We start from the raw sequence: 12,099 nt of genomic DNA, 5'->3' as shown, positions 1-12,099 counted from the left end.
AGCGTAGGAGCGGATCTCATCCGCGAATCGCGCCGGGACGTCCGGCCATCGCGGACAAGGTCCGCTCCTACGGCTCCGGCAAACCCGACACCCCGTAGGATGGGTTGAGCGAAGCGATACCCATCACCTGGGTCTGTAGGAGCGGATTTATCCGCGATTCGCGCGCAGGGAGACGGCAGGGGGATCAGCCCGGCGGCAACGGCAGGCGCTGGCCGGCCAGCAGCAGCGCCAGGCGTGCCAGGCCGTTCCAGGCGTCGCCCTGGGCCTGGCCCTTGATCTGGGCGTCGATCAGTTGGGCGTCCTGCAGCAGCTGGTTCCAGCGGTTGCCGCTGTGGCGCTGCAGGGCGCGGGTGAGCAGGGGGCGGCGTTTGTCCCACACCGGCGGGCGGCATTGGGCGAAGGCCTTGTCCAGGGGCACGCCCTGGCCGAACTGCTGGGCGATGCCGGCCAACTGGCGGATTTCCCGGGCCAGGGCCCAGAGGATCACCGGCGGCTCCACGCCCTCGCCGCGCAGGCCTTCGAGCATGCGCAGGCTGTGCGCGGCTTCGCCGGCCAGGGCCGCGTCGATCAGGCCGAACACGTCGAAGCGCGCGCTGTCGGCCACCGCCGCCTGCACGGTGGCGGCGTCGAGCTGGTTGCCGTCGGCCAGCAGCTTGAGTTTCTCGATCTCCTGCGCGGCGGCCAGCAGGTTGCCTTCCACCCGCGCGGCGATCAGGTCCACCGCGTCCTGGCTGGCGGCGAGGCCGGCCTGGGACAGGCGCTGGCGGATCCACTGCGGCAGCTGGTGCACGTCCACCGGCCAGATCTGGATGAACTGCGCGGCCTCGCCGTCGATCAGAGCCTTGGCCCACTTGGTCTTCTGGGTGGCGCCGTCGAGCTTGGGCAGGGTGACCAGCAGCACCGTGTCTTCCGGCGGACGCTGCAGGTATTCCTGGAGGGCGGCGGCGCCCTTGTCGCCGGGCTTGCCGGAGGGCAGGCGCAGCTCCAGCAGGCGCTTCTCGGCGAACAGCGAGAGGCTGGCGCCGGCTTCCAGCAGCAGGCCCCAGTCGAAGTTGGCTTCGGCGTTGAACACCTGGCGTTCGCTGAAATCACGCTGGCGGCAGGCGGCGCGGATGGCGTCGCAGGCTTCCTGGCAGAGCAGCGGTTCGTCGCCGCTGACCACGTAGACGGGGGCCAGGCTGCCCTGCAGGTGCTTGGCGAGTTGGGCGGGATTGAGCTTCATGAAAGTACTGGGGCCGGCATGGCCGGCCCCCTGGTCCTCTTACTGCGCCTTCGGCAGTTCGATCGGCGACTGCTGCGGCTGCTGCCTGGCCGCCTCGTCCGCGGCCTTGAGCGCGTCGGCTTCGGCCTTGGCCTTGGCTTCGGCCTGCTGCTGCAGGTATTCCAGGCGGGCCGGGGTGAGCATCTGCAGGCGCAGGGAAAGCTGCTGCACCAGGTCGCGGCGCATTTCCTTGCGCAGCTGGGCGGCTTCCTGGTCGGAGCCGATCAGGTTGTTCTCGTCGTGCAGGTAGACCTTCTGCACTTCGACCTTGTCGGTCATCAGCAGCAGGTTGTCGGCGCCGCGCACTTCGTAGTCGACCGTGGTGGTCAGCTCGTACTCGGCACTGCGCGCCGAGCTGCTGTAGCTGGCGGTGCGCTGGGTCTCGGCCTCGCGGGCGAGGAACAGGTGGTAGGGCGCGCCCTTGGTCACTTTCACGCCGCTGTTCTCCAGCAGGCGCTGCAGGTCCTTGACGGTGTCGCCATAGGCGTTGCGCGCGCTCAGGTCGACTTCCTTGAGCGCGAAGTTCGTATCGCCCAGGCCGCGCAGGTGGAAACCGCAGGCGGCCAGCACGGTGGTCAGGCCGATCAGCGCGATGCCGGTCAGGATACGTTTCATCAAGCTTCCCTCACTCCTGTTGATCCGGGTTGCCCGCGGCAAGGCGCCGCGGGCGAATGCCATCAGTTGGCGACGATATTGACCAGCTTGCCGGGGACCACGATCACCTTGCGGATGGTCAGGCCGTCGGTGAAGCGCAGCACGTTCTCGTTGGCGCGGGCGGTGGCCTCGACGTCCTCGCGGCTGGCTTCGGCCGGCACCTCGATGTGCCCGCGCAGCTTGCCGTTGACCTGCACCACCAGTTGCAGGGTGTCCTGCACCAGCGCGCTCTCGTCGACCTGCGGCCAGGGCGCGTCGATCACCGCGCCGGTGTGGCCCAGCTCGTGCCAGAGCACGTGGCAGATGTGCGGGGTGATCGGCGCCAGCAGCAGGGCGACGGTCTCCAGGCCTTCCTGCAGCAGGGCGCGGTTGCCGGCGCCTTCCTGCGGGACCTTCTCCAGCACGTTCATCAGCGTCATCACCGCGGCGATGGCGGTGTTGAACTTGTGGTTCTGGCCGATATCCTGGCTGGCCTGCTTGATGGCCAGGTGGATGGCGCGGCGGATTTCCTTCTGCGCGTCGTCCAGCGTGTCCTGCGCCACGGCGGCGGCGAAGCCGGCGTTGACGTGGGCCTGGGCCAGGCGCCAGACGCGGCGCAGGAAGCGGCTCGCGCCCTCGACGCCGGAGTCGGACCACTCCAGGCTCATGTCCGGCGGCGAGGCGAACATCATGAACAGGCGGCAGGTGTCGGCGCCGTAGGCGTCGATCATGGCCTGCGGGTCCACGCCGTTGTTCTTCGACTTGGACATCTTCTCGGTGCCGCCGATCTCCACCGGCAGGCCGTCGGTCTTCAGGCGCGCGCCTATGACCTTGGCCTTGGCGTCACGCTCGACTTCCACGTCGGCCGGGTTGAACCAGTCCTTGCCGCCATTGGCGGTGGTGCGGTAGTAGGTCTCGGCGACCACCATGCCCTGGGTCAGCAGGTCCTTGAACGGCTCGTCGGAGTCGATCAGGCCCTCGTCGCGCATCAGCTTGTGGAAGAAGCGCGCGTACAGCAGGTGCAGGATGGCGTGCTCGATGCCGCCGATGTACTGGTCCACCGGCAGCCAGTAGTTGGCGGCCTTCTTGTCCAGCATGCCGTCCTCGAACTGCGGGCAGGCGTAGCGGGCGAAGTACCAGGAGGACTCGACGAAGGTGTCCATGGTGTCGGTTTCGCGCTTGGCCGGCTGGCCGCATTTCGGGCAGCTGCACTCGTAGAATTCCGGCATTTTTGCCAGGGGCGAACCGGCGCCGTCCGGCACCACGTCCTCCGGCAGCACCACCGGCAGCTGGTCGGCCGGTACCGGCACGTCGCCGCAGGTCTCGCAGTGGATGATCGGGATCGGGCAGCCCCAGTAGCGCTGGCGGCTGATGCCCCAGTCGCGCAGGCGGAACTGGGTGCGCGCCTGGCCCAGGCCCTTGGCGGCCAGGTCGGCGCCGATGGCGTCGAAGGCGGCCTGGTAGCCGAGGCCATCGTACTTGCCGGAGTTGACGGTGCGGACGCTGTCGTCCTTGGCGCCGTACCACTCCTGCCAGGCGCTGGCGTCGTAGCCGTCGTCGCCGGCGGCCAGGGTGATCACCTGCCTGATCGGCAACTGGTACTTGTTGGCGAATTCGAAGTCGCGCTCGTCATGGGCCGGCACGGCCATCACCGCGCCTTCGCCGTAGGTCATCAGCACGTAGTTGGCGATCCACACCGGCAGCTTCTCGCCGGTCAGCGGGTGCTCGACGAACAGGGAAGTGGCGACGCCTTTCTTCTCCTGGGTGGCAATGTCCGCCTCGGCGACGCCGCCGCGCTTGCACTCGTCGATGAACGCCTGCAGGGCCGGCTCGCGCTGGGCGGCCAGGGTGGCCAGCGGGTGCTCGGCGGCCACGGCGACGTAGGTGGCGCCCATCAGGGTGTCCGGACGGGTGGTGAAGACCTTCAGCTGGCCGGCCTCGCCGATGGAGGCCTGGTCATAGGGGAAGGCGATCTCCATGCCGCGGGACTTGCCGATCCAGTTGCGCTGCATGGTCTTGACCTGCTCGGGCCAGCCCGGCAGGTGGTCGAGGCTTTCCAGCAGTTCTTCGGCGTAGGCGGTGATCTTGAAGTAGTACATCGGGATTTCGCGCTTCTCGATCAGCGCGCCCGAACGCCAGCCGCGGCCGTCGATGACCTGCTCGTTGGCCAGCACGGTCTGGTCCACCGGGTCCCAGTTGACGGTGCCGTTCTTGCGGTAGATCACGCCCTTCTCGAACAGGCGGGTGAACAGCCACTGCTCCCAACGGTAGTAGTCCGGCTTGCAGGTGGTGACTTCGCGCGACCAGTCGATGGCCAGGCCCAGGCTGTTCAGCTGGGCCTTCATGTAGGCGATGTTGTCGTAGGTCCAGGCGGCGGGGGCGACGTTGTTCTTCATCGCGGCGTTTTCCGCCGGCATGCCGAAGGCGTCCCAGCCCATCGGCTGCAGGACGTTCTTGCCGCGCATGCGCTGGTAGCGGCTGATCACGTCGCCGATGGTGTAGTTGCGCACGTGGCCCATGTGCAGCTTGCCACTCGGATACGGGAACATCGACAGGCAGTAGAACTTCTCCTTGCCGGGGACTTCCTCGACGCGGAAGGAGTTGTGTTCGTTCCAGTACTTCTGGGCCTGGGATTCGATCTCGAGAGGCTGGTATTGCTCGTGCATGGCGCGACTTGGACCTGTACGGAATAGACGGCGCGGCCGTGGGAGCGGAGCGGGCGCTCCCGTCTTGCCGGGGCACCGCGGCGGCCGGTCGGCAAGGGGCTGCATAAAGCCTCGTAGCATACATGAGCCCTCCCCGAGCCGGTAGCCCGCGCCGTTTGTCGCGCGCTCGGTGGCCCGGGGGCCGGGACGCTAAGCTTGGCCTGAGGGCGGGAGGTTTCCGCCTGCTTGAGGTGACTGATGGCTGAGCTGCATCGTGCAAGTTTGTCGGGTCCCGGTCTTTATGAGCGGTTGTTGCATCGACTTGAACTGGCCCTGGACGAGGCCGAGACCGCGGAACGCCTGCGCGATGAGCATCCCGAGGAGTTGGAGCTGCGCGGCCTGAGCAGCGCCGAGATGCAGCTGATCCGCGCCTACCTCGACCAGGACGTCAACTGGCTGCGCGGCTGGCACGCCGCCGCCGAGGAACTGGCGCTGATCGAGCACGCTCCCGCCCGCTCCACGCGGGCGCGCCTGGGCGGCAGCGCCGGCAAGACGCGTCCGTCCCATCGCCACCTGCAATTGCTCTGCGCGCTGTGCGGCACGCCGGTGGTGTACAACCGCCAGCACGGGGTGATGCCCTGCGCTTCCTGTGGTTCGCAGTTGTTCCGCGGCTCCCGCGGGCGTTGATTCCACGCGTTCATCCGCTAGGCTGTGGCGCTCCATGAAAGGAGCCGCCGATGCCGCTGCGCTATCTCATCAAGCAGATCCTGATGCCGCCGGGCATCCTGCTCATCCTCCTGTTGCTGGGTTTCGTTCTGCGCCGCCGCCGGCCAAGGCTGGCGCTGGCCTGCTTCGTCGCCGGGTTCGCCGGCTTCTGGCTGCTCAGCCTGCCGCTGACGGTGGAGTGGGGCGCGCGCCTGCTGGAGCGCCAGCCGGCCCTGGCGCGTTCGGAGTGGGCGGGGCTGGCGCAGCGCGCCGAGGCCATCGTCATCCTCGGCGCGGGCCGCGAGCGCGGCGACCCGGCCTGGGGCGACGACCAGCCCGGGCTCATGGCCCGCGAGCGGCTGCGCTACGCCGCGCGCCTGGCCAAGGCCAGCGGCCTGCCGCTGCTGACTTCCGGCGGCCTGCACTACGGCACGCCGCCCAGCGAGGCGCAGATCATGGCCACCAGCCTGGCGGATGACTACGGCGTGAGCGTGCGCTGGCAGGAAGGGCACAGCCGCACCACCTGGGAGAACGCCACCATGAGCGCGGAAATTCTCCGCCAGGCCGGCGTACGCCGCGTGGTGCTGGTCACCCAGGCGCAGCACATGCCGCGTGCGGTCTGGAGTTTCGAGGCCAACGGCCTGGAGGTGGTGCCGGCGCCGATGGGCTTCATCGGCGTGGACAACGCCCGCCCGTTCGGCGGCTGGCTGCCGGAGGCCAAGGCGTTCTGGCAGAGTAACCAGTTGCTCAACGAGGCGCTGGGGTTGTTGGGGTACCGGTTGTTCTATCGCTGAAGGGATGCATCGCGGACCTTGTCCGCGATTCGCGCGCAGGGCGCGCTCCTACAGTAGGAATGGCGTGTGGCCGGCTATCGCGGATGAATCCGCTCCTGCGTTCCAGGCGAGCATGGCTTCTCGTAGGAGCGAGCTTGCTCGCGAACAAACGCGGTGCCATGCGGTTCGCGAGCAAGCTCGCTCCTACGAAGAGCACCTCGGCGCAGTAGGAGCGGGCCCTGCCCGCGATTCGCGCGCAGGGCGCGCTCCTACAGGGGAACGATGTGGGTGGGGCAGCGTAGGCGTATAACCGTTCGCGGTTATCCGCCGCCTGACCTTGGCTGCATTCCGCTCGGTGTCGAGCACGGAGCCGCTGTTGAACTCAACCTCGGCGTACAACCGCGAACGGTTGTACGCCCTACGCTCAGCCGAACATCCGGCGCTGCTCGGGCGCGGCCTGGCGGCGCACCACGGCCCAGAGCGCCAGGATCACCGCCAGGGCGCCCAGCGGCCACAGGCGCCATTTCAGGTAGGGCGTCAGGCCCTGCATCGGGGTGACCTCGCCGCGCAGCACGCCCTGCTGGAACTGAGGGATCTCGTGGGCGATGCGGCCCTGCGGGTCGATCAGCGCGGTGACGCCGTTGTTGGTGCCGCGGACCATCCAGCGTCCGGCTTCCAGGGCGCGCATCTGCGCCATCTGCAGGTGTTGCAGCGGGCCGATGGAGGTGCCGAACCAGGCGTCGTTGCTGATGGTCAGCAGCAGCTGGCTCTGTGCCGCGAGGCCGGCGGCGAATTCCGGGTAGACCACTTCGTAGCAGATGTACGGCGCGATGGCGTAGCCCTTGGCCTTGAGCAGCGCCTGGTCGGCCGGGCCGCGGGCGAAGTCGGACATGGGCAGGTCGAAGAAGGTGATCAGGCCGCGCAGCAGGTCCTGCAGCGGCACGTATTCGCCGAAGGGCACCAGCTTCTGCTTGAGGTAGTCGCCGCTACCATCGCCGACCACGGTGATGCCGTTGTAGTAGTGCACGCCGTCGGCGTCGCGCTGGCGCATGGGCACGCCGGTGATGAGCGCGGCGCGCTTCTGCTTGGCCATCTCGTCGAGCATGCCCAGGTAGCCGCCGGCCTGGTCCTTGAGCAGCGGCACGGCGGTTTCCGGCAGGACGATCAGGTCGACGTCGTGCTGTTCGGTGCTGAGGTCGCGGTACAGCTCAAGTTGCGCGGTGACGTGCTTGGGGTCCCACTTCATTTCCTGGGCGATGTTGCCCTGGATGGCGGCGACGGTCAGCGGCGCGCCGGCGGGGGCGGTCCAGGCGTGGCCCTTGAGGACGAGGCCGGCGATCCACGGCGCCAGCAGCAGGACCAGGCCGACGACCAGTTGCGCCGGGCGGAAGGTCAGCTGCGGCAGGTTGATCAGCAGCGCGGCGCACAGGGCGATGCTGAAGGAGATCAGCCACACGCCGCCGATCGGGGCCAGGCCGGCCAGGGGGCCCTGCAGCTGGCTGTAGCCGGTGAAGAGCCAGGGGAAGCCGGTGAGGAACCAGCTGCGGAACACCTCCAGGCCCAGCCACAGCGCGGCGAAGGCCAGGGAATCGCTGACCGGCGCATTGTTGCGCCGCAGCAGACGCACCCAGGCCCAGGCCGGCAGGCCGAAGAAGAACGCCACCCCGGCGCTGAAGCCGACCACCAGGAAACCGGCCAGGGCCGGCGAGGCGCCGCCGAAGTCGTGGATGCTGTAGTAGATCCAGCCGGTGCCGGCGAGGAAGGCGCCGAAGCCGTACCACCAGCCGCGCCACAGCGCCGAGCCCGGGGTGACGCCACGCAGCCCGAGGTAGAACAGGGCGACGGAAAGCAGCGCCAGCGGCCAGATGCCGTAGGGGGCCAGGGCCAGTGGGGTGATGGCGCCGGCGGCGAGGGCCAGCAGATGGCCCGGCCAGCCGGGACGGGTGATCCAGCGCATCGGTATTCCTTGGAAGCGGTTTGGCGATGCGCAAGAGTAATGGAGAGACGAACGGTCGGCTATGGGGGCGAGGGCGAAAAGCCATGAGGCGTCTGCGACGCTGTGTTGCAGGATGTCAGAACGGCCCGTAGGCGCGGAGCTCGTCCGCGGCGGGAGGCGCTCTTCGTAGGATGGGTTGAGCCTGCGAAACCCATCGGACCATGGTGATGGGTATCGCTTCGCTCAACCCATCCTACGATGGTGCTTCCCTGGAACTGTAGGAGCGGGCCCTGCCCGCGATTCGCGCGCAGGGCGCGCTCCTACAGAGGGGTGTGGGAGCGGCAGGCCCGCCTCAGTCGCGCAGCGGCGTCAGGCGCAGCAGGTGCAGGCGGCGGCTGTCGGCGTTGAGCACGCGGAAGCGGAAACCGCCCAGTTCGGTGGTCTCGTTGCGCTTGGGCAGGTGGCCGAAGGCGCTCATCACCAGGCCGCCGACGGTGTCGAATTCCTCGTCGGAGAATTCCGCGCCGAAGAAGTCGTTGAAGGCTTCCACCGGGGTCAGCGCCTTGACGATGAAGTCGCCGCTGGGCAGCGGCTTGATGTAGCTGTCTTCCTCGACGTCGTGCTCGTCCTCGATGTCGCCGACGATCTGCTCCAGCACGTCCTCGATGGTCACCAGGCCCGCCACGCCGCCGTACTCGTCGATGACGATGGCCATGTGGTTGTGGTTGGCGCGGAACTCGCGCAGCAGCACGTTCAGGCGCTTGGACTCGGGCACGAAGGTGGCCGGGCGCAGCAGGTCCTTGATGTTGAAGGCGTGGCTGTCGTCGTGAAGGATCAGCGGCAGCAGGTCCTTGGCCAGCAGCACGCCCATCACGTCGTCGAGGCTCTCGCCGACCACCGGGTAGCGCGAGTGCGCCGCCTCGATGATCGCCGGGAGGAACTCGCGCGGGCTCTGGCTGGCCTTGATGCTGATCATCTGCGAACGCGGCACCATGATGTCGCGCACCTGCAGGTCAGCGACCTGGATGGCGCCCTCGACGATGGACAGCGCCTCGCTGTCCAGCAGCTTGTTGTCGTGGGCGTCGCGCAGCAGCTCGAGGAGCTCCTGGCGGTTTCTCGGCTCATGGGCAAAAGCCTGGGTGATCTTGTCCAGCCAGGACTTATGCCCGTTGCTCGATCGGTCTTCGCTCATCTTTCCTTTGCTCGTTGGCTTTTATTCTTCATCCGCCGCGTACGGGTCGGGGTAGCCCAGTTCGGCCAGCAATTGCCGTTCCAGGGCCTCCATTTCCTCGGCCTCGGCGTCTTCGATATGGTCGTAGCCCAAAAGGTGCAGGCAACCGTGGATCACCAGGTGGGCCCAGTGCGCCGCCGGTTCCTTGCCCTGTTCGGCGGCTTCGCGCTCGACCACCGGCACGCAGATCACCAGGTCGCCCAGCAGCGGTATGTCCAGCAGTTCGTCGGGTACGTCGGCGGGGAAGGACAGCACGTTGGTGGCGTAGTCCTTGTGCCGCCAGGTGCGGTTCAGCTCGCGGCCCTCGGCCTCGTCCACCAGGCGGATGGTCAGCTCGGAGTCGGCCTGGCGCTGGCGCAGGGCCAGTTCGCACCACTGGCGCAGCTGCGCCTCGGCGGGCAGGTCGGCGGCCTGGCTGGCGACCTGCAGGTCGAGTTCAAGCATCGCGGGTTTCCCCGGGGGCGCGCTCGCCGTCCTGGCGCAGCGGCTGGTGCGCCTCGAAACGCTCGTAGGCTTCGACGATGCGTTGCACCAGCGGGTGGCGCACCACGTCCTTGGGCTTGAAGTGGGTGAAGCTGATGCCCGGCACGTCGCGCAGCACTTCCATCACGTGCTTGAGGCCCGAGCGGGTGCCGCGCGGCAGGTCGACCTGGGTGACGTCGCCGGTGATCACCGCGGTGGAGCCGAAGCCGATGCGGGTGAGGAACATCTTCATCTGTTCCATCGTGGTGTTCTGGCTTTCATCGAGGATGATGAAGCTGTTGTTCAGCGTGCGCCCGCGCATGTAGGCCAGCGGCGCGACCTCGATCACCTGGCGCTCGATCAGCTTGGCCACGGTCTCGAAGCCGAGCATCTCGTACAGGGCGTCGTACAGCGGGCGCAGGTAGGGGTCGATCTTCTGCGACAGGTCGCCGGGCAGGAAGCCGAGCTTCTCGCCGGCCTCCACCGCCGGGCGCACCAGCAGGATGCGGCGGATCTGCTCGCGCTCCAGGGCGTCCACCGCGCAGGCCACCGCCAGGTAGGTCTTGCCGGTGCCGGCCGGGCCGATGCCGAAGTTGATGTCGTGGTCGAGGATCGCCTTGACGTAGCGCTGCTGGTTGGCGCCGCGCGGGCGGATGTGCGCCTTGCGCGTCTTCAGCGTGATGCTGGGCGCTTCGCCGGAGCTGGCCAGGTCTTCCAGGCCGGATTCCTGGAGGAACAGGTGGACCATGTCCGGGGTCAGCTCGGTGCCGCTCTGCGCCTCGCGGTACAGGCGCTGCAGCAGGTGCTCGGCGGCCTGGGTGCGCGCGGCCTCGCCAACCAGTTCGAACTGGTTGCCGCGGTTGCGGATCTCGATGTCCAGGCGTTTCTCGATCTGGTGCAGGTGCTCGTCGAACTGCCCGCAGAGATTGGCGAAGCTGCGCGCGTCGAAGGGTTCCAGGGTGAAGCGATGAAGATCCAGGGGGGCGTTCAAGGTGCTGTCGGTATGACCGTTGGGAAATTAGGAATGACCGAAGAATAACCCCGGCGGCCCCTGTGGGAAAGTCGGGCGCCGGGATGGACTTCAGTGACGGGTGGGCTCGATGAGGCGGCCGCGCAGCGAGTTGGGCAGCGCCTCGTAGATTTCCACCTCGGCGAACTGGCCGATCAGGCGCGGGTTGTCGCAGGCGAAGTTGACCACGCGGTTGTTCGCCGTGCGGCCCTGCAGCTGGCCCGGGTCGCGCTTGGAGTAGTCGGTGACGAGGATGCGCTGCACGCTGCCGACCATGCGTCGGCTGATCTCGAAGCCCTGCTGTTGCAGGCGCGTGTTGAGAATCATCAGGCGCTGCTTCTTCACTTCTTCCGGGGTGTCGTCCACCAGGTCCGACGCCGGGGTGCCCGGGCGCTGGCTGTAGATGAAGACGAAGGAGTAGTCGAAACCGACTTCTTCCACCAGCTTCATGGTCTGTTCGAAGTCCTTGTCGGTCTCGCCGGGGAAGCCGACGATGAAGTCCGAGCTGATGCAGATGTCCGGCACCGCGGCCTTGAGCTTGCGGATGCGCGACTTGTATTCCAGCGCGGTGTGGTTGCGTTTCATGGCGGCCAGCACGCGGTCCGAGCCGGACTGCACCGGCAGGTGGACGAAGGGCACCAGCTGCGGCAGCTCGGCGTGGGCGGCGATCAGCGCGTCGCTGAACTCCAGCGGGTGCGAGGTGGTGTAGCGGATGCGCTCGATGCCGTCGACCTCGGCGACCACCCGCAGCAGCTCGGCGAAGTCGGCGATGCGCCCGTCATGGGTGGCGCCGCGGAAGCCGTTGACGTTCTGCCCCAGCAGGGTGACTTCCCTGACGCCGTTCTCGGCCAGGTGGATGACCTCGGCGAGCACGTCGTCGAACGGCCGGCTGACTTCCTCGCCGCGGGTGTAGGGCACCACGCAGAAGCTGCAGTACTTGCTGCAGCCTTCCATCACCGAGACGAAGGCGGTGGGGCCGTCGACGCGCGGTTCGGGCAGGCGGTCGAACTTCTCGATCTCCGGGAAGGACACGTCCACCTGCGGTTTGCGGGTGGTGCGCGCGGCGTCGATCATTTCCGGCAGGCGGTGCAGGGTCTGCGGGCCGAACACCACGTCGACGAACGGCGCACGCTCGCGGATGGCGGCGCCTTCCTGGCTGGCCACGCAGCCGCCGACGCCGATCACCAGCTCCGGCTTGCGCTGCTTCAGGGCCCGCCAGGCGCCCAGTTCGGAGAATACCTTCTCCTGGGCCTTTTCGCGGATCGAGCAGGTATTGAGGAGGATCACGTCGGCTTCTTCGGCCTTCTCGGTCAACTCCAGGGCATGCTCCTCGCCCAGCAGGTCGGCCATGCGCGAGCTGTCGTACTCGTTCATCTGGCAGCCGTGGGTCTGGATGAAAAGCTTCTTGGCCATGCGCGTTTCGTCGGGGAAATCCAAAATGACC

The 12,099-nt window shown here is 67.8% G+C and carries 10 protein-coding genes; 2 read left to right on the top strand and 8 right to left on the bottom strand.

The genetic code is table 11. The features are described from left to right. Positions 1 to 184: 184 nt before the first annotated feature. The 3 genes from holA to leuS form a co-directional block, all read right to left on the bottom strand. A complete protein-coding gene (holA, locus tag M8R19_RS11805; protein WP_009617330.1) occupies positions 185 to 1,222 on the bottom strand; it encodes a DNA polymerase III subunit delta in 1,038 nt (345 codons plus the stop codon). A gap of 39 nt (positions 1,223 to 1,261) precedes the next feature. Next, the gene (locus M8R19_RS11800) at positions 1,262 to 1,876 is read right to left on the bottom strand and encodes an LPS-assembly lipoprotein LptE (RefSeq protein WP_009617331.1); all 615 of its coding nucleotides are present in this window, start codon (positions 1,874 to 1,876) and stop codon (positions 1,262 to 1,264) included. Positions 1,877 to 1,938: 62 nt separating this feature from the next. Next, on the bottom strand, positions 1,939 to 4,560 hold the full coding sequence (gene leuS / locus M8R19_RS11795; RefSeq protein ID WP_249917878.1) for a leucine--tRNA ligase: 2,622 nt from the start codon (positions 4,558 to 4,560) through the stop codon (positions 1,939 to 1,941). A gap of 237 nt (positions 4,561 to 4,797) precedes the next feature. Between leuS and M8R19_RS11790 the strand changes: the two genes are divergently transcribed. Both M8R19_RS11790 and M8R19_RS11785 read left to right on the top strand, forming a co-directional pair. Further along, positions 4,798 to 5,226, top strand: coding sequence for a hypothetical protein (locus M8R19_RS11790; RefSeq protein ID WP_009617334.1), 429 nt, complete (start codon positions 4,798 to 4,800; stop codon positions 5,224 to 5,226). A 50-nt stretch (positions 5,227 to 5,276) separates the two neighbouring features. Then, positions 5,277 to 6,038, top strand: a complete 762-nt coding sequence (locus M8R19_RS11785; protein ID WP_249917877.1) for a YdcF family protein — start codon at positions 5,277 to 5,279, stop codon at positions 6,036 to 6,038. A gap of 403 nt (positions 6,039 to 6,441) precedes the next feature. On the opposite strand, the gene lnt is transcribed toward M8R19_RS11785, so the two are convergent. From lnt to miaB, 5 genes are all read right to left on the bottom strand, one after another. Continuing rightward, entirely contained in the window at positions 6,442 to 7,974 is a 1,533-nt protein-coding gene (gene lnt, locus M8R19_RS11780; RefSeq protein ID WP_249917876.1) for an apolipoprotein N-acyltransferase, read from the bottom strand. A 331-nt stretch (positions 7,975 to 8,305) separates the two neighbouring features. Next, complete coding sequence (locus M8R19_RS11775) at positions 8,306 to 9,145, bottom strand: CorC family transporter (protein WP_009617338.1); 840 nt, start codon at positions 9,143 to 9,145, stop codon at positions 8,306 to 8,308. A gap of 21 nt (positions 9,146 to 9,166) precedes the next feature. After that, entirely contained in the window at positions 9,167 to 9,628 is a 462-nt protein-coding gene (gene ybeY / locus M8R19_RS11770; RefSeq protein WP_058488469.1) for an rRNA maturation RNase YbeY, read from the bottom strand. Next, positions 9,621 to 10,637 (bottom strand): PhoH family protein, encoded by a 1,017-nt coding sequence (locus M8R19_RS11765; RefSeq protein ID WP_249917875.1) that lies wholly within the window; start codon positions 10,635 to 10,637, stop codon positions 9,621 to 9,623. Before M8R19_RS11765 ends, ybeY begins: the two co-directional genes overlap by 8 nt. Positions 10,638 to 10,727: 90 nt before the next feature. Further along, positions 10,728 to 12,068 carry a tRNA (N6-isopentenyl adenosine(37)-C2)-methylthiotransferase MiaB gene (miaB, locus tag M8R19_RS11760; RefSeq protein WP_249917874.1) on the bottom strand — a complete coding sequence of 447 codons (1,341 nt, stop codon included), beginning with the start codon at positions 12,066 to 12,068 and terminating at the stop codon, positions 10,728 to 10,730. Positions 12,069 to 12,099 lie beyond the last annotated feature (31 nt).

Source organism: Pseudomonas sp. R3.Fl, from assembly GCF_023516765.1.
GTDB lineage: Bacteria > Pseudomonadota > Gammaproteobacteria > Pseudomonadales > Pseudomonadaceae > Pseudomonas > Pseudomonas citronellolis.
Note: the sequence above shows the minus strand (reverse complement) of the source record. Positions and strands in the feature narration are given on the sequence as shown.

Bases quoted from the DNA above. Each gene is read 5' to 3' on its own strand.
- M8R19_RS11775 (WP_009617338.1), bottom strand. From the start codon at position 9,145: ATGAGCGAAGACCGATCGAGCAACGGGCATAAGTCCTGGCTGGACAAG.
- ybeY (WP_058488469.1), bottom strand. From the start codon at position 9,628: ATGCTTGAACTCGACCTGCAGGTCGCCAGCCAGGCCGCCGACCTGCCC.
- leuS (WP_249917878.1), bottom strand. From the start codon at position 4,560: ATGCACGAGCAATACCAGCCTCTCGAGATCGAATCCCAGGCCCAGAAG.
- M8R19_RS11800 (WP_009617331.1), bottom strand. From the start codon at position 1,876: ATGAAACGTATCCTGACCGGCATCGCGCTGATCGGCCTGACCACCGTG.
- M8R19_RS11785 (WP_249917877.1), top strand. From the start codon at position 5,277: ATGCCGCTGCGCTATCTCATCAAGCAGATCCTGATGCCGCCGGGCATC.
- M8R19_RS11790 (WP_009617334.1), top strand. From the start codon at position 4,798: ATGGCTGAGCTGCATCGTGCAAGTTTGTCGGGTCCCGGTCTTTATGAG.
- holA (WP_009617330.1), bottom strand. From the start codon at position 1,222: ATGAAGCTCAATCCCGCCCAACTCGCCAAGCACCTGCAGGGCAGCCTG.
- lnt (WP_249917876.1), bottom strand. From the start codon at position 7,974: ATGCGCTGGATCACCCGTCCCGGCTGGCCGGGCCATCTGCTGGCCCTC.
- miaB (WP_249917874.1), bottom strand. From the start codon at position 12,068: ATGGCCAAGAAGCTTTTCATCCAGACCCACGGCTGCCAGATGAACGAG.